Origin of the sequence: Vibrio sp. SCSIO 43155 (genome assembly GCF_023716605.1) — a bacterium.
Taxonomy (GTDB): domain Bacteria; phylum Pseudomonadota; class Gammaproteobacteria; order Enterobacterales; family Vibrionaceae; genus Vibrio; species Vibrio harveyi.
Map to the genome: position 1 here is coordinate 2,309,065 of NZ_CP071852.1, position 18,271 is coordinate 2,327,335.

The 18,271-nt window shown below is 44.6% G+C and carries 14 protein-coding genes; 10 read left to right on the plus strand and 4 right to left on the minus strand.

The window, feature by feature from the left end; all coding sequences use genetic code 11:
• The 5 genes from J4N44_RS11100 to J4N44_RS11120 all read left to right on the plus strand — a co-directional run bounded on the left by J4N44_RS11100 (position 1) and on the right by J4N44_RS11120 (position 2,537).
• A complete protein-coding gene (locus J4N44_RS11100; protein ID WP_009698417.1) occupies positions 1-243 on the plus strand; it encodes a hypothetical protein in 243 nt (80 codons plus the stop codon).
• Positions 244-636: 393 nt separating this feature from the next.
• Entirely contained in the window at positions 637-1,209 is a 573-nt protein-coding gene (locus J4N44_RS11105) for a septation protein A (protein WP_252044459.1), read from the plus strand.
• A 110-nt stretch (positions 1,210-1,319) separates the two neighbouring features.
• Positions 1,320-1,715 (plus strand): acyl-CoA thioester hydrolase YciA, encoded by a 396-nt coding sequence (gene yciA / locus J4N44_RS11110; RefSeq protein ID WP_005445028.1) that lies wholly within the window; start codon positions 1,320-1,322, stop codon positions 1,713-1,715.
• A gap of 120 nt (positions 1,716-1,835) precedes the next feature.
• Complete coding sequence (locus J4N44_RS11115; RefSeq protein WP_005445027.1) at positions 1,836-2,132, plus strand: YciI family protein; 297 nt, start codon at positions 1,836-1,838, stop codon at positions 2,130-2,132.
• Positions 2,133-2,135: 3 nt separating this feature from the next.
• Positions 2,136-2,537 (plus strand): GspS/AspS pilotin family protein, encoded by a 402-nt coding sequence (locus J4N44_RS11120; RefSeq protein ID WP_005445026.1) that lies wholly within the window; start codon positions 2,136-2,138, stop codon positions 2,535-2,537.
• An 89-nt stretch (positions 2,538-2,626) separates the two neighbouring features.
• Here the strand turns inward: J4N44_RS11120 and metE are convergent, their stop codons facing one another.
• Entirely contained in the window at positions 2,627-4,909 is a 2,283-nt protein-coding gene (metE, locus tag J4N44_RS11125) for a 5-methyltetrahydropteroyltriglutamate--homocysteine S-methyltransferase (RefSeq protein WP_252044460.1), read from the minus strand.
• Positions 4,910-5,173: 264 nt separating this feature from the next.
• Between metE and metR the strand changes: the two genes are divergently transcribed.
• Positions 5,174-6,085 (plus strand): HTH-type transcriptional regulator MetR, encoded by a 912-nt coding sequence (metR, locus tag J4N44_RS11130; RefSeq protein WP_005445024.1) that lies wholly within the window; start codon positions 5,174-5,176, stop codon positions 6,083-6,085.
• 22 nt (positions 6,086-6,107) lie between these two features.
• Here the strand turns inward: metR and J4N44_RS11135 are convergent, their stop codons facing one another.
• The 3 genes from J4N44_RS11135 to J4N44_RS11145 all read right to left on the minus strand — a co-directional run bounded on the left by J4N44_RS11135 (position 6,108) and on the right by J4N44_RS11145 (position 9,747).
• The gene (locus tag J4N44_RS11135; protein WP_005445023.1) at positions 6,108-6,308 is read right to left on the minus strand and encodes a DUF4250 domain-containing protein; all 201 of its coding nucleotides are present in this window, start codon (positions 6,306-6,308) and stop codon (positions 6,108-6,110) included.
• A gap of 185 nt (positions 6,309-6,493) precedes the next feature.
• Entirely contained in the window at positions 6,494-7,204 is a 711-nt protein-coding gene (locus J4N44_RS11140; RefSeq protein WP_017189428.1) for an HI_1241 family integral membrane domain, read from the minus strand.
• 86 nt (positions 7,205-7,290) lie between these two features.
• Positions 7,291-9,747 carry an EAL domain-containing protein gene (locus J4N44_RS11145; protein ID WP_017189427.1) on the minus strand — a complete coding sequence of 819 codons (2,457 nt, stop codon included), beginning with the start codon at positions 9,745-9,747 and terminating at the stop codon, positions 7,291-7,293.
• A 408-nt stretch (positions 9,748-10,155) separates the two neighbouring features.
• Here J4N44_RS11145 and J4N44_RS11150 point away from each other — a divergent pair, with 408 nt between their 5' ends.
• The 4 genes from J4N44_RS11150 to J4N44_RS11165 all read left to right on the plus strand — a co-directional run bounded on the left by J4N44_RS11150 (position 10,156) and on the right by J4N44_RS11165 (position 18,228).
• Entirely contained in the window at positions 10,156-12,540 is a 2,385-nt protein-coding gene (locus J4N44_RS11150; RefSeq protein ID WP_029790933.1) for a YgiQ family radical SAM protein, read from the plus strand.
• A gap of 273 nt (positions 12,541-12,813) precedes the next feature.
• A complete protein-coding gene (locus J4N44_RS11155; protein ID WP_252044461.1) occupies positions 12,814-16,323 on the plus strand; it encodes a T6SS effector BTH_I2691 family protein in 3,510 nt (1,169 codons plus the stop codon).
• 3 nt (positions 16,324-16,326) lie between these two features.
• Entirely contained in the window at positions 16,327-17,271 is a 945-nt protein-coding gene (locus J4N44_RS11160; protein WP_187992832.1) for an immunity protein TsiV2 protein, read from the plus strand.
• Positions 17,272-17,274: 3 nt separating this feature from the next.
• Entirely contained in the window at positions 17,275-18,228 is a 954-nt protein-coding gene (locus J4N44_RS11165; protein ID WP_252044462.1) for an immunity protein TsiV2 protein, read from the plus strand.
• Positions 18,229-18,271: the final 43 nt, after the last annotated feature.

Sequence of the window (18,271 nt, forward strand, 5' to 3'; positions counted from 1 at the left end):
ATGATGCTTCATAGACACACATATTACGGCTTGATACACCACGGCATCAAAACCTTATTGCTTGACCGTGTTGGACATTACACCGAAGAAGAGTATCACCAGTACCTGAATTTAATGACCGGCAAATCAACATGTTTCACCATGAGTCATGACGAGCTTGAAGCGACCGTCGACAACCTACTACGCGAAGGTTATCTAGAGGACGTGAAAACGCTCATTACTCGATATCAAGAGGTCGCCTAACCTACTTGTTACCTCAAATTGCCGCTTCTTGAGCGGCAATTTTATTTTCCTTTCGACCTATACCCAAGTAACCTCGAGATGCTAGGTTCAGCGAGAATGACTTGGTTTGTAGACGCGGCGGCGATTTAAAGGTTTAGTGGGCCTAAATCAAGAATCGGCAACAAAGTATACAAGCCAAGACAACTCGCCCTTTGGGAGCGTGTCATTGACTCGACTTCTGCGTCAAACAACTTGGAAAGAGCTGGCTATTACGCTGCGTTGTTTTCCTTGACCTCGAATCAATGACTACGCTCTGAATCCTGCATCTTGAAGTCACTTGGGTATATAGATGTTCACTTTGCCTCAGATTTCGCTAGACTGTCCTCAACTCAACAACTAGGTAGTATTTGCCATATGAAGCAAATCCTTGATTTTATCCCTCTGATTATCTTTTTTGCCCTATACAAGATGTACGACATTTATGTGGCGACAGGCGCATTGATTGTCGCAACGGCAATCCAGTTGGTTGTAACATTTGCCTTGTACAAAAAAGTGGAAAAGATGCAACTGGTCACTTTCATTATGGTGGCGGCCTTTGGTGGTATGACCATCTTCCTGCATGACGACAACTTTATTAAATGGAAAGTAACCATCGTTTACGTCATGTTTGCCGTTGGCTTAACGGTAAGTCACGCCATGGGGAAATCAGCTATAAAAGGCATGTTAGGCAAAGAATTAACGCTACCTGACGCCGTCTGGAACAAAATAAACTGGGCTTGGGTTGGCTTTTTCTCCTTCTTCGCCGTATTCAATCTCTACATCGCGTATACCTTACCGCTTGATGTATGGGTTAACTTTAAGGTGTTTGGCTTATTGATTGCGACAGTGGTTTATATGATTGCAACAGGCTTTTATATCTACAAACATCTACCAAAAGACGACAAAGAGCAGAAAGAAAACTCATCCGATGTATCGGTTGATGATTAAAAACTCAGTTTTGCTATAATCCGCGCACATTGATTATTCGCAGCGACCCAAGGGTCGCTGTTTTGTTGTTTGCTCCATTTTTTGCATATTAGAAATATTAGGATGTCATCATGAGTGAAGAAGGTCATTCACCTAAAGGGCAATTACTGCTTCGTACTTTGGCAATGCCGGCCGACACCAATGCCAACGGCGATATCTTCGGCGGTTGGATCATGTCTCAGTTGGACTTAGCTGGCGCAATCTTGGCCAAAGAAATATCTTCAGGTCGCGTTGTTACTGTGTCAGTTTCCAGCATTACCTTTAAAAAGCCTGTTAGCGTTGGGGACGTTGTATGTTGCTACGGCGTATGCAGTAAAATTGGTCGCACTTCGATGAGCGTTGATCTAGAGGTTTGGGTAAAACCAGTCAAAGTCGATGGTGTTGAAGACCGCTTCATGGTTTGTGATGCCACCTTTAACTATGTCGCTATCGACAGTGATGGTAAGCCTCGACCAATTCTGAAGTAACAAAGCACCCGAAAGGGACCAAATGCTAGGAAGAAGCTCACAATTTCTTATGTTGACTTGTGAGAGGCACAAAAAAGGCGTTAAATTAAGGCTTTACCCCACCGATTAAGGAACTATGCTATGTGGTACGTCATCTTTTCTCAGGACGTCGAGAATTCATTGGAAAAGCGTCTGAGTGTTCGCCCTCAACATCTTGAGCGCTTGCAACAGCTTCATGACGAAGGTCGCTTGTTGACCGCCGGTCCAATGCCAGCTATCGATTCTGACAATCCAGGTGAAGCGGGCTTTACTGGCTCGACCGTAATCGCCGAGTTCGCATCTTTGGAAGATGCGCAAGCTTGGGCTGATGCGGATCCTTATATTGCGGCGGGTGTTTACGAAAACGTGATCGTAAAACCGTTCAAAAAAGTGTTTTAAGTTATGAAAAAATTACTGTGTCTCTTCCTCGCATTAGGTGCCTTGGCGGGCTGTTCATCGAATGATGATAAGCAGCGTCAACTTGAATTGATGGCATCTAATCGTGCAGGCGTTCTCTCTGCAGGTTTACCGCTCGAATACGGTCCACTCAAGATCCTACGCGTATCATCCAACAAAAATGTGGTTGAGATGATGATGATCTATAACGACGATGCACTCGGTGCAAAACCACTAAATCAAGTACTGAACACCAGTATCTATACTTACTGCAACACACCAACAGTGCGTGAACAGATCGATATGGGCTTGATGTACCGCATTAAAATTAGAAATTCTCGTGGTCAGTTGATGGCAGACGAGTTGGTTTCAGAACAAACCTGTACGGCGAGTCAAAAGCCACAGTAAAGGTTGGAATGGTTAGCTTAATCCAATCACAAACAAGCAAAAGCGAGGGGCTATCCCCTCGCTTTTTCATTTCTACTCAATCTTCACGACTAAACCAGCTCCGTTCGTAGCTTTTTCGCCGCGGAGACTAGATTCGCTAACGCAGCTTCTGTTTCTGACCAGTTACGCGTCTTTAATCCACAATCAGGATTTACCCACAGACGCTGTGCCGGAATCTTCTCTGCCGCTTTCTTGATTAGCTCTTCGATCCATTCTTCCGATGGAATGTTCGGCGAGTGAATATCGTAAACGCCCGGACCGATTTCGTTAGGGTAATTGAAGTCTTCGAACGCTTTGAGCAATTCCATGTTCGAGCGCGAAGTTTCAATGGTAATCACATCTGCATCTAATGCGGCAACAGAATCAATGATTTCATTAAACTCGCTGTAACACATGTGCGTATGAATTTGCGTTTCTGGTTTAGCGCTTGCCGCCGCGATCTTGAATGCATCGACAGCCCATTGCAGATACGCTTTATGGTCACGTTTTTTCAGTGGCAAACCTTCACGGATAGCAGGTTCATCAATTTGAATGATATTGATGCCAGCCTGTTGTAAATCAGACACTTCATCGCGCAGTGCCAATGCAAGTTGATCAGCAATTGCTTTACGGGTGATATCTTCACGAGGGAAAGTCCAACATAGAATTGTCACTGGTCCTGTCAGCATCCCTTTCATTTGCTTATTCGTTAAAGACTGAGCATAAGTTGACCATTCAACCGTGATTGGTTTTTCACGTTCAATATCTGCGACAACAATAGCAGGCTTAACGCAACGAGAACCGTAGCTTTGAACCCAGCCAAACTTCGTCGTCTGGAACCCTGCTAAGTTTTCTGCAAAGTACTCCACCATATCGTTACGCTCTGCTTCACCGTGCACTAATACATCAAGATCGAGGGCTTCTTGACGTCTAACCGCATCTGCAATGTGCCCTTTTAGCGCTTGGTGATAGTCATCCGTCGAAAGTTGACCACTACGAAACGCACTGCGCTGAACACGAATCTCACTGGTTTGAGGGAAGGAACCAATCGTCGTCGTTGGTAGTAGAGGTAACCCTAACACTTCCGCTTGATGCGCAGCTCGCTCTGCATAGGGTGCGCTGCGCTCAGTTAAGGATGCAGAGATGCTATTCAAGCGGGCTTGTACATGTGGCTTGTTGACATGAGCAGCCGTTTTGCGATCTTTAATTGGTTGGCTATATGTATCACACGCCAATATCGCGTTGTGGTCACCATCGAGCGCACGACCAAGTAACGCAACTTCCGTGACTTTTTGTTTGGCAAACGCAAACCAACTTTTAACTTCGTCACTGAGCGCTGGCTCAAGATCCAAATCCACAGGGCTGTGTAACAGTGAGCAAGAGCTGGCTACCCATAGATTGTCACCAAGTTTATCCTTAACGGGTTGCAAACGTTCACGCTGCGCACTCAAGTCAGAGCGCCATACATTACGACCATTCACCACGCCCGCAGAAAGTACCCAGCCTTGTGGCAGTTTTTCCACCACCTCATCAAGCTGCTCAGGCGACGCGGATAAATCGATATGAAGGCCATCAACTGGCAATTCGACAATCTTATCTAACGTATCACTCACCGAATCAAAATAGGTAGTAAGTAGAACTTTGACATCGCTACGAATGACTTGATATGCCAATTTGAATGCGTCGCCCCACTTCTCTTCAAGCTCCAGAGAAAGAATCGGCTCATCGATTTGGACCCATTCGACGCCTTGATTTGCTAATTTGGACAGAATCGCTTGATAAGCGGTTAGTAATCTTGGCAATAAGGTGAGGCGATCAAAATCTTCTTCGATTTCTTTTCCTAAATACAGGTAGCTCAATGGTCCCAACAAAACGGGTTTCACGTTATGACCCAGTTTTATGGCATCGTTCACCTCTTCGAACAATTGAGGCCAACTGACTTCAAAACTATCGTCTTTGCTGAACTCCGGCACAATGTAGTGATAGTTGGTATTAAACCACTTGGTCATATCAGACGCAGCCGCCCCAGAACAACCGCAACCCGCTTGAGATTGCCCACGCCCGACTTTGAATAGTGTGTCTAAATCCGGAAAGCCATTAGCGTGGCGCTTTGGTGTGTGCCCTAGCAGCAGAGTGGTGGTCAATACATGATCATACCAAGCAAAATCGCCAGCCGTCGCGAAGCTCAATCCCGCTTCAGCTTGAGTAGCCCAGTTCTTTTCACGAAGTGTCGCCCCTACTTGTTTAAGCTCAGTTTGTTCAATTTCTCCTCGCCAGTATTTCTCCTGTGCAAACTTCAGCTCGCGCTTTTCGCCAATGCGTGGGTATCCAAGAATATGCGTTGTCGTTGTCATGTCCGTATTCCTTTTTCAGTGTCTGATGTTTGAGTCAGTACATCGAGATTAAATTTCACCAAGATGTCTGGATGGCTAAAACTATCTCTCTGAGGGGCTAATTGAACAACATCCAATTATTCAACTTGTTTATTAGGAAAATTCATAATGAGAGCGCTCACTCGTAATCTCCCAAAACAAATAGACGTCTAGACGTTTACATATCCAATTTTTATCGGTAAGTTAATAAAGCTCATGGTAGAAACACAAGGATGAATGGGATTCATGATAGAGTTGAAACACTTACGCACTCTGACCTCGTTACGAGACACAGGGTCACTCACGGCCACCGCGACAGCACTGCACCTGACGCAATCCGCTCTTTCTCACCAAATCAAAGATCTTGAATCTCGCATCGGTGGTCAGTTGTTTTTGCGTAAAACACGACCAGTGAAGTTCACATCCGAAGGTGAAATATTACTTCGTCTTGCCGATGACGTTTTACCCAAACTCGCCCGAGCAGAGAATGAACTCGCGAGCTTGAAAGAAGATGTCAATGGACGTTTACATATGGCTATCGAGTGCCATTCTTGCTTTCAATGGCTGATGCCTGCGTTGAAGGAATACCAAGTTACCTGGCCAAGTGTCACGCTCGACTTCTCTTCCGGTTTTGGTTTTGAACCTCTCCCTGCGTTACTTGCCGGAGAGCTTGACTTGGTGATCACATCCGACATTCAACCACGCTCAGAAGTACACTATGAGCCGCTGTTTGATTTCGAAATGCGTTTGATCACGTCCACCAGCCATCCGCTTGCCAATAAAGACATCATTGAACCAGAAGATCTTGCCGATCAAACCATGCTCTCCTACCCGGTTCAGAAACAGAGATTAGATGTCGTGAAACACTTTTTGCAGCCAGCGGGGATTGAACCTGCGAAATGGAAGCAAGCAGATAATACTTTGATGTTAGTGCAAATGGTGTCAGCAGGATTAGGTGTTGCCGCACTGCCTAATTGGGCGATTTCAGAGTTTTCGCGCCAAGGGCTCATCACCAGTAAGCCTTTTGGTAATGGGTTATGGCGTCGTTTGTTTGCCGCAACACGAAATTCAGAAAAGGAGAAGCGCTACCTACAAGCATTCTTTGCCACGGCACGCCAACAATGCAAAAGCCACCTTGATGGCATCAAGATGGCTTAATGATTCAGATATAGAGACAAGATTAGCGTTCGTAAGATTTGAACTGATTGGTAAGTGGGTCATATTGATAGCCGAGCATATCAAGCTTGCCCACTACCGATTCAACATCCATCTCGTACATAGAAACCAGCTCTTCGAAACTGTCGCATTCTAAGCGCAGCTTTTCATTGACGATACCCAGCAAAATAATGCTGTCCCAGTTACTCACATTGCTTAAGTCCATAGCGACACTCCTCTAAGACAAGGTATTTAGCCTCAGGGTTTTGTTGAGCACATGCGTCTAGGCGCGCTCTAAACAAATAGAGGCTATAACTAAAGCGTAGACTTAATCGAATGATTTGAAAGTGAGCTCGGTCTAAATCCCGAGCTCATTTGTGAAATTGTATGGGGAAAGGATAACCCAGCAGCTTACGCGCCAAGTAGAAACAAGCCTTGAAGACTTGTCATGGATGCCAAAGCAAGCAGCAGCGCTGCAGCAAGCTGAGCCTTATTCGGTGCTTTGTGCGTAAAGATGTGCCAACACCAAACCACAATCGCTATGATCAACATGGCTAGCGACGCCAAGATGTGCTGTGTGACTGAGTTCAGTGTTGCTTCATCAAGTTGATATGCGGAAAACAAGGTCAGCACGACTAGCAACATACCCGATACCACACCAGCCACAGGTAGAATGCGGTGGAAAGCTTGCAAACGACTGCGCGCGATAACGAGAAGCAACTGAGCAAATACTGCCCCCAAAAAGAAAATCATGACAGCCATTGACGCAGAAGCCGCCCAATGCGCTTGCTCGAATACTTGGATACTCACATACGCAAACGCTAAGCCATTCGCTAGATGCAACGCCCATAGCGGACCTTTCTCACGTGTCTTCTTAGTTTGAACTTGAGAGTAGAAGTAGAAAATCGCGAATACGATCATGAATGCTTCAATACGAAGCGACGCTACTGCCAACCAAAGAATACCTATAGATGGCAGCATCTTGTGCAGACGACCACGTTGACCAGGACAAATATCACCTTTGATCAAAAGCAACGTCAACAGCGCTTGAGCGCCAAACAGCATTGGAGGAAAAGTTAACAGCAGTTGTTGAATCATGTTGAATACAAACTCAAAAGTCATTTTGGGGTGGCGATAATAGCAAATCGCCTATCGCCAAACCACCTAAACCCAACATGCTACTGTGCTTTATTACGGCCAAGCCACGACTAGAGCGTGGCTAGATACGTCAATACATCTTCTTGGGTCAATAAACCGCGGTATTCATTTTGCGAGTCACATAAAATCCAAGGAAATTTTTTGCCTGTTTTGACCAACTCGCGAACTTGTGAAACTGAAATACTCGCATCTATTTGCTCAAATTCCGTGTTCATAATTTGGTTTACCGGACGTTTCCAAATGCGGTTTTCTCTTTCTGACTCCAAATCAGTCCCCATTGCAGGCGTCAAATGCAAGTTCACCTGCTCTTTGGTGATCAGTCCGACACAGCGTTTTTCATTCACGACTACGAGCGGCGCATCCGGGCTCAAGTTCATAAATTCAACCGCTAACGACAATGGCTCACCCGGGTCTAAGCGACGAACGTCACGATGACTCAATGACAACAAAGGAGCGTCGTGAGTTGGCTTAACCTTGACGTCCTTAAAGCGTTTCTGATGGCATTGCGGCTTATCTAGTAACACCAACGGCACCGCCTGAGAAAACAAAAAGCCTTGCATATAATCCACACCCACATTCGCAAGCACTTGTAATTCCTGTTCCGATTCAACGCCTTCGGCAACGACTTTAACGCCAAGTTTGTGTGCCAGTTCCGTAATCATCTTCACGATGTTGTATTTAGTGCTCCCCTCTTCGATATCTTTGACAAACTTACGATCGATTTTAAGCAGATCAAACTGCCCCTTTTCCAGATAAGAAAACGAAGAGTACCCCGTACCAAAGTCATCAATGGCGATCTTAATACCCTGCCCTCGTAGCTCTTCAAGGGCAGTGGTGTGTTCTTGGTCTTGTTCAAAGTAAGCCGTTTCAGTGAGCTCAATAGTGATTCGACTTGGATCTACTCCACTTTCAGCGATCAAATCAAACGAGCTTTGCAATACTTGCAACGAATCCAATTTGGTATTTAATGAACGATTAATAGTTAAACCAATATCCTCTCCATACACTTTTTGAATATGAGGCAATTGCTTCAGCGCCGTTCGGCATACCACATCATCCAAAGCGGCGACCAACTCCAAGTCTTCGACTACAGAAATCATTTCTTGCGTGTCATAGGTTTTGTTATGGTGGTAAAAGCGCGCCAAAGCTTCGAACTTCACCACCTTTCCGCTACGAGTTTCAATGATCGGTTGGTAATACACATCAACCAACTGACTCTCAATTTGCGTTCTTAAAAACGCTTCTAAATGATGACGCTTAACCAACTCATCGTGCAGTTCACTGTTGTAAAAATTGAAGTAGCTCTTATCCCCAGAAGATGAGGAAACCATCGCTTGAGCAGCGTGTACTAGTGCCTGTCTTGGGTTATTAGTATCGTAGCCTAGGACTGACACCCCCATTTGTCCCTCTACAATCACATCATGCATACTGGTTCCTAATTCATTTCTTAGTTCAACAAAGAAGCCTCTTAGTGCAATTTGGATCAGACGTAGAGGGCTTAACCACTGACAGTGCGGAGTTTGCAAACACACCACAAACACATCTTTTGACAATTGACCGGCAATACTCGCGTGTCGGCTGCGCATCACAAAATCAGCAAGACCGAGTTGTTGTTCGAGTATGGTTTTTGGTGAGAAATTAGGACGCAGAGTCATAACGATATTAAGCTCTTTGTTACCAGTTTCTTGTACTAGCTTGGCAAGTCGAGATTCGAACTCTTCACGTGGAGGCAGGAAAGCAGACCATTGTTGGGGTTGTTCTCCGGCTTTCTTCATCCACAATAACGATGCAGAAATGTCCGTCGAAAAACCAAGAAAGAGCGTTCGACCCGAAGTGAAGTTCAAACGATAAATACATAAATGATGCGCTTGATTGCTACCGTTGGCAGTGCGGCTCAATAGGTTCCCATTCCAGAAACCTTCTTGATCAATCTGTTCCCAGATATCGTCATAAAAAGCTTTGCTGTGATGGTCCGAGCTAAAAATGTAGGTTTTCAAACCAACAATATCACGATTTTCATACCCCATTTGCTGCTCAAAGGCTCGATTACAGCCAAGAATTCTTGTTTCCTGATCGGCGACTAAGATGCCAACGTTTGGCAAATCAAAAATCGTTTCGAGAATTTTTGCCAGCTCTTCACAACCTGTAATACTGAGTTGGGGGATAACCATACCTTGAACCACATGATCATTAAGACGTTCAAAACTCAAATCAACGTGAACCAGCATGGATTCGTTGGGCATTAAACAGCAAGACAAACTGCCATGCCCGCCATTAAGCTCTACTTGAGAGACTTTCTCCCTCGCAGCCCCCTGTTGACCCAGCAGCATGTGGTCAAACAAATCATCCAACCCTTTTAATGGCTCTTTTAAGCCGAATATGGACATCATCCCTCGTTGGTCACATTCAAACTCTCGAGTGTAGATATCATAGGACCACTCGATGATTTGATGCTGACCGGACGCTGGGTGCACTTCTCCTTGTGCAATAGACAATACTTCACTCATTACCTAGCCCCCTATTTTTAGCCTTTCACTCTGTCTAATGATTTCCCATCGTGTCGCCGCGTTTTGCTGTTTTTTTATGATTGCAAAGTGGTCAAAACACAATCTGGAATGTCTACGCATTCAGTCATTATTTGGAGTCAAAATGACGTATGCATTTGTATGCACTAGTTAAATTATAGGAAGAGTTTTACATAAGCACACTATTGCGTAACGATAATTTTTAATCTTAGACAAAGGCAATAACCACAAGGGCTAGAAGGAGATAACACAAGAAAAGCCACCTCTAATTGCGAGTCATTTTCATCTAGAAATAAAAGTGGCTGAACTAAGCTTGATTAAGAGAGTTGGGTATAGATACCTGATCATCAAATCGCTATAATTCGCGCTCCTTGGAACAGAGAGCAAAATATGACCAACGACATTACTCCTATTCATGAGTACAAAAAATACTGGGCTGAGTGTTTTGGTACGGCACCTTTCTTGCCGACCAGTCGCAAAGAAATGGATGCCCTAGGATGGGATAGTTGTGACATTATCATTGTCACGGGTGACGCGTATGTGGACCACCCGAGCTTTGGTATGGCAATCATCGGTCGTCTGTTGGAGGCACAAGGCTTCCGCGTCGGTATCATTGCTCAACCAGAATGGAACAACAAAGACGCTTTCATGCAGCTTGGGAAGCCAAATCTGTTCTTCGGAATCACCGCGGGTAACATGGACTCCATGATCAACCGTTACACGGCGGACAAAAAACTTCGTCATGATGATGCTTACACGCCAAACAACGAAGGCGGAAAACGCCCAGATCGTGCAACGTTGGTGTACTCGCAACGTTGTCGTGAAGCTTATAAAGGCACACCTATCGTTCTTGGTGGTATCGAAGCTAGCTTACGTCGCGTAGCTCACTACGATTATTGGTCAGATAAAGTGCGCCGCTCTGTTCTGTTCGATGCAAAAGCTGACATCCTTCTTTTTGGTAACGCAGAACGTGCCCTAGTGGAAGTGGCTCACCGTCTTGCTGATGGCGAAGATATTTCTACCATGACCAACATTCGCGGTACGGCAGTGAACCTACCAGCTGAACCAGAAGGTTACACCGTTATCGATTCTTCTCGTATTGAGAAACCTCGTAAAGAAGCGTTCGTACCAAAGAACCCATACGAAGTGGAAACTCAGTGCGATACTAAAAAAGAAGAGCCTGTTGCACAGCCAATCACGATTCGTCCATCACGTCATGATGCAGCGAACACAGCGGTGCGCCTACCAGCCTTCGAAAAATTGCACAACGACCGTATTCTTTATGCCCATGCCAGCCGTGTTCTGCACTTAGAGACCAACCCATATTCGGGTCGTGCTCTATTGCAACGTCATGGCGACCGTGAGCTTTGGGTAAACCAAGCGCCAATTCCTTTGACGACAGAAGAAATGGATTACGTATTCGGCCTATCGTACGCGCGTGTTCCTCACCCTATGTATGGCAAAGCAAAGATCCCGGCTTACGACATGATCAAAACTTCGGTTAACATCATGCGTGGCTGTTTTGGTGGCTGTTCTTTCTGTTCAATTACCGAACACGAAGGTCGTATCATCCAAAACCGTTCGCAAGAGTCCATCATTAATGAGTTGGAAGAGATCCGCGACAAAGTTCCAGGCTTTACGGGCACAATCTCTGACTTGGGTGGCCCAACAGCAAACATGTACCGTCTTGGTTGTAGCGATCCGAAAGCAGAAGCAAACTGTCGTCGTCCTTCTTGCGTGTTCCCGGGCATCTGTAACAAGCTAAACACAGACCATAAACACACCATCGATCTTTACCGCGCCGCGCGTAAAGTAGAAGGTGTGAAGAAAGTCATGATCGCATCTGGCGTACGTTACGACCTTGCGATTGAATCACCAGAATACGTCAAAGAGCTTGTGACTCATCACGTCGGTGGTTACCTGAAAATCGCACCAGAGCACACAGAGAAAGGTCCACTGGACCTGATGATGAAACCGGGCATGGGTACTTACGACCGCTTTAAAGAGATGTTTGAGAAGTACAGCGCGGAAGCGGGTAAAAAACAATACCTGATCCCTTACTTCATCTCGGCGCACCCAGGTACTGAAGATGAAGACATGCTGAACTTGGCACTATGGCTGAAGAAGAACAACTTCGAATGTGACCAAGTACAGAACTTCTACCCATCACCAATGTGTAACGCAACGTCGATGTACTACTCAGAGACAAACCCTCTGAAACGCGTGAAATACAAGCAACGTGAAGATGTGCCAGTGGCGAAAGGTGAACGTCAACGTCGCCTACATAAAGCCCTACTTCGCTACCACGATCCAGCTAACTGGCCGATGATCCGTGAAGCACTGATCAGCATGGGTAAAAAGCACTTGATTGGTGACAAGCCAACCTGTCTAGTCCCTGCAGAAGACATTGATGCACAGACACCAGCACAACGTCGTAAGTCTGGTCGCCACGGCGCAAATCGTTTTGCAACCAAACACACTAAGAACCAACCAGGCTTCGGTGGTCACTTGAACAAGCGCTCTGAAGGTGGCTCACGTGATGGCAAGCCATCTGGTCACCGCAACGGTTCAGGCAAAGCACAAGGCGGCTCAAATGGACAAGGTCGTGGAAACCAAAACCGTGGCAATGGCGGCGCTAATGGTCAACGTCCAAATTCTGGCTCACGCCCTGGTAGCAACAACCAAAATCGCTCAAACGGTACGGGTTCGCAAGGTCAAGGTCGCCCTCAAGGTCAAGGCAAACCAGCGGGTCAACGCAAACCAAAACGTCGTTAATTCAATAGAACTTGAATGCTAAAAAAGGCTCCAGAGGCAACTCTGGAGCCTTTTTTTTGTCTGGATAATCATTGCTCTTTAGAACAAGCTCTTTCAAACCACACTTAGTCTCTTTCGATACAAAAAATGGTATACGCCAACCAACTTCTTGGAAAAACAAACAACTTTTTGGTTAAAGCAGAGTTATAGAACACCTAACATGCTGATTTATAGTTGTTTTATTTTGGTGCGATATTTGCCTAATGGAGTAAAACTCTTAAACATAGGCTGACGATGAGTAATCCACTTCCTCCAAAAACTTCGATGTTTTGGCACGACAACAGCTATACCCACGAAGAAGCTGTTCAGGCATTTGAAAGCGATGGCACGTTGAAATCTCTGAATACCGTTCCAACCACCGCATCCGATGATATGGCTGGCTCGCCTCCAGAGCGCAGTATGTTTTGGGAGGGAGAAACAAAAAAAATCGACCCGCCACCGCCGTCTGAACCAGAACCTCTCAATTTAAAAACCGAGAAAGAACCAACGGAGGCTTTACCGGCACACTTCATCCCTGTTCGCTACGCCATCGATCAGCTAGAGACAGAAGAAACACAACCTTTTGGTTTGCCTGACGAATGGAAAGGCCAAGGTCCAGCCAAACTCAATACCGTTGGCTATACCTTGCGTCAGCTTCGCGATGGTTGGTTGTATGTCTATGATGCAATCAACAAAAGCCTAGACGAATACGAAATCAAAGGAACGCAATTCACGCTCTACAAGCTGGGAGAGTCGGAAAGCCCAGAATCCGAACAGCGTGGTACCCCAGAAGGCGCAAAACCTTTTCTTACTTACGAAGATGGGAGCGTGCTGTCGATTTGCTACTCTGAACACCGCTGGACATGGAACATGTTCATGCGCGTCCTTAACAATCCGAGTAATCATATCGATCGCATGCAAACTGTTGTTCTGTCTGCAAACGAGAATCAGCACAACATTTCACCAATCGATAAGTTAACTCAAGTGGCTGATATTGAATCTTCTGCCGTCGATGATGGTCGCTTTGCGGATTCTGCCATCGCTACCAAAGCAGATGAAGATGGTTCTATCTTTAAACCTGTCGCAGCCGAGAGTGATTTAACCTCTGCGATTCCAGAAGAAGAATCGGGTTACTTCGTCGCGATAAAAGATTACGCCGCAGACATTCAAGATATATCACTGCATTTTGTTGGTGCCGCAAGCCCATACCGCCTTTTCACTGACCAGTTTTCAAACCAGTGGAACTTGATGCAGACTGCCATGCAACTGTGCATGTTCGGGGCAAGTGACGAGATAGACATGCCAGCTAGCGTTAAACGTAACAGTGAAGAGCTGTCGTTTTATACCGACATGGCAGAATATTATGACTCATCCAGTCAACTCGATTTGGCAGAGCAGAATAAAAGCTCAGTTCAATCAGGCTATCCTGCTAAATTTTCCGCTGGAGCGATTGAATCACACCAACATACTCAAAGTGACATTGCCAAAACGATACAGGACAAATATCGAATTTCCGCAAACCGATTTGGTAAATACGAGCAATGGATAGCGACTGAGCGTTGGCGCAAGCAGCTCAACTGGAAGCAAATGCTGAGCGAAATGCAAGAGCTGTCAGAGCAAAAAGAAACCATGCTTGCCGAAGTTGTTTCAGTAAAAAGCGACTTTATCGCTGTAATGGAGTCTTTGACACCGCATCATCTCGAAAGAACCTTCGACCTATACAGCGAAGACACGCAGTACAGCTTGTATCAACTGCACAAGCAAGCCGTTGAGTCATTTACTCTGGTGATGCAAGAAGAAGACCGCCAATGGGCTGAAAGCCAATGGGAGAAACCAACCAGTTTACTTGCTCTCTATGCCTCTGGGTTCAGCCGAAGCTTATTTAAAGTAATAGAGAAGAATATTACTGAGGCGCAGAATGAACAGTCGATCGCCTCGGAAAATTCTGATGTTGATAATCAGTTGACGGACCAGATCTCTGCTACAAGCAACCGTGTGAGCATGTACTCTAAGATCATGGATTTTGTTTCCAACCCAAACACTGCGGAAACGGACTTTCTCAAGGATATCGCCAAAGGTTTCCAAGAGCTCGATATTATCTTTAAATCTGCAATAGGTGCGCTTGCAAAAGGCGTTATAGAGTTTGGCGTTAGCTTGACCTCACAAGCATCGATTATGCTGATGCCTGTTTTTGCTAAACCTCTGAACCGCCATAGCTATTATCTGTTTGCTGTTATAGCAGAGCATATGGCACACAATATGCCAGTTACTTTAAATGAAAGCTACGCTCGCGATTTTAAAAAATGGAAAACACGCGTAAATGATTACCCAAGTGAGCTCAAGAAAAACGATGCGGTCATTGCTGACTTCCAGAAAAACAACCGCAAAGCCGACTCTAAATACACAACAGCTTTAAAAAATAAAAAGACTATTAAGAAGGCACTCGCTGTGGCTACATTGGAGTACCCACAGCGTATTGTATTACCCGATGATCTGCCTCAAAAAACCGTCGAACTGCGAATGCGACTCGTGACTAATAAGCTCAATGATTTGAATAAACTGTTCGAGAATGCAGGTGGCCTAGGCTTTATGGCATTAGTATTTAACTGCATCGCGCTTGGTGATGCCATGAGTAGTATCCAAGACACTGGGTTAATGTCCTCAGATGAATTTTTAGATATCCAGCAAAAGCTTTTATATACAGCCAACGCTTGGACGGGGATTCGTACGGGTAAATTATGGGATAGTGTGAAGGGTGATCCTCGGTTAAGGTCACATTCATATAAAGCATTAAAAGAGTTAGTAAATAATAATGCTCGTGGTTTTGATAACTTGATCCTTGATGACTTAAAGGTATTCAATAAATGGCTAGCTGTGACCGGAGTTATTGGAGCTCTTGCTTCGGGTATAGAGGCCTATCGCTCATGGAAGAACATAGACGGCTTACATGGGAGCGCAAGAATTGTCGAATACTTCAACTTTGCATCTTTAGTTGGATTGACACTTGTAGGTGGGTTTCAAGCTATCGGTGGATTAACTGGGATTTGGTCAGCAAATATCCTGTTTGGAGGTCCGATCATGTTTGTCATTATGGGCCTTACTGCAGTTTACCTTCTTAGTAATCATATAATGAGTAAACTTAAACAAGATGATTATCAAAAATGGTTAGATAAACTTCCTTGGGGCTATCACCCAGATAAAGCCCTGTGGAGTCAATCCTCAAGCTTGGTAGAGAGAGAAAAGCATAATTCTTCTTTAGTGCAAGAGGCTCTTTTTGAGTTAAAAACCATAATGGATAAACCTTTGATCTGCCAAATACCATTGATGCGTACCGTTCCGAATTCAACAACACAGTATCCAGCAGCAAAACAAGAATTGTTTGGTATTGAGCTACATATCCAAGTTCCCACCAATACAGCAAGAGATGGAATAAAACTTCGGACAAATACTTCTGTAACAGAGGGAGGACTGGAGTCGGGAGCTTGGCACACTGGAGTAGATCTAGAAACGTTGGATAGTTCAACAGATTCCTCAGATTCTCAAAGCGTCTATAAATTGACTTTACCAATGAAAGACTCGGCTAAATATTTAGCATTTGAGATAGAATACATTCTTGATGAGAAGAGCGAATTTAACCGTAAGTACTGGTTCCAAAATAATGCAAAACAGCGTGCAACTTATACGGCAATTTCAGACAATACCAAACAAGCAACGATCAGAAGTTCATTATCTCCAATTAATAGTGAACTTAGCTTACAGGAGTAACCTTTGGCTTATTTACCTTTCTATATTACCCCAGAAGAATTTTCAGCATACCAAGAAGAGCAGGAGCAAAAAATTCTTAATGGGATGAATCTGACAGTCTGGCATAAGCACGATATTGAAGAGCCTTTTCGATACTTATACCTATCAATTGCTATAGCTGCTGTCAGTCCATTATTTTTCCTTACCTATTTCCTACATGATAGTAGTGAAATGATCTTAACTTACATTTTATCGGGTCTGACGATAATCATGTCTGGTGTATCTTATCTGACATTTGGTTTGGACAATCGTTATGATTACACCTTCTCCGATCGCGGGTTAGTTATAAAAAAACGACGTAATTTACCGAATTGGGTAAACTCCGCGGCTCAAGTCATGGGCTGGATTGGAGCAATAGTTTGTGTCTTGATGGTTGGAGTTGCTGGACCGATGGTTCTTGTCGGAGCCGGTGGCTTTATATTGGTTTCATTTGGTATGCTTAAACGCAAGCCTGATGAGCCAACAGAAGTGAGAGTTGGAGAGCGAGAAGACTGGCTCTTTGCTGATTACAATAAGAAAAGAAAAGTGATTAAGTTCTTTTTTAAGCATGACACATGCGAATATATTAATATGGAACATACTAAGATTTCACGCTTACACAACCGATTCCACTATTACGTATTTTTCAAAACCGTGTCTGACTTAGAGTCTATGGTCAATCAGCTAGCGACGGAATATAAGCTTGACTGTACAGAAGTCGCAGACCACAAAAAGCTATTTGAAGCTAAGCCAGAGGCTAGACTGTTTGGTACGCCAGTTTGTTATAAAGAATATCAAACCGATGAGGTATTTGATTTAAGGGCGTCAAATGCCCCACTTCCTGAGCGTGAATACCTATACAACGGTAAGTGGCAAACTGAATCTGAAATCGAACAATCAAAACCTGAACTAACAACAGCCAAGGAGTAACCTTTGGCTTATTTACCTTTCTATATTACCCCAGAAGAATTTTCAGCATACCAAGAAGAGCAGGAGCAAAAAATTCTTAATGGGATGAATCTGACAGTCTGGCATAAGCACGATATTGAAGAGCCTTTTCGATACTTATACCTATCAATTGCTATAGCTGCTGTCAGTCCATTATTTTTCCTTACCTATTTCCTACATGATAGTAGTGAAATGATCTTAACTTACATTTTATCGGGGCTGACGATAATCATGTCTGGAGTGTCTTATCTGACATTTGGTTTGGACAATCGGTATGATTACACCTTCTCCGATCGCGGGTTAGTTATAAAAAAACGACGTAATTTACCGAATTGGGTAAACTCCGCGGCTCAAGTCATGGGCTGGATTGGAGCAATAGTTTGTGTCTTGATGGTTGGAGTTGCTGGACCTGTGGTTCTTGTCGGAGCTGGTGGGTTTATATTGGTTTCATTTGGTATGCTTAAACGACAGCCTGATGAAGCAACAGAAGTGAGAGTAGGCGAACGAGAAGATTGGCTTTTTGCGGACTACAACAAGAAAAGGAAAGTGATTCAGTTCTATTTTAAGCAGGACATATGCAGATATCGAGATACTGCTCATAAGACTATCTTTCGCTCACAGGATAGATCAGATTGTTATGTTTTCTTTAAAACTGAAGCGGATTTAGAATCCATGGTCGCGCAACTGTCAAAGGTCTACAAACTGGATTGTACAGAGGTAGATGACCACAAAAAACTGTTTGAATCGAAGCCAGAATCAAGACTGTTTAGTATTCCAGTTTGTAGTAGAGAATATCAAACCGATGAGGTATTTGATTTAAGGGCGTCAAATGCCCCACTTCCTGAGCGTGAATACCTATACAACGGTAAGTGGCAAACGGAATCTGAAATCGAACGCTTAAAAGCGGAAGGTGAACAGCGAGCCACTCCCACTTCATAGTTCAGCATTAAAAAGGGCTCCAGAGATTACTCTGGAGCCCTTT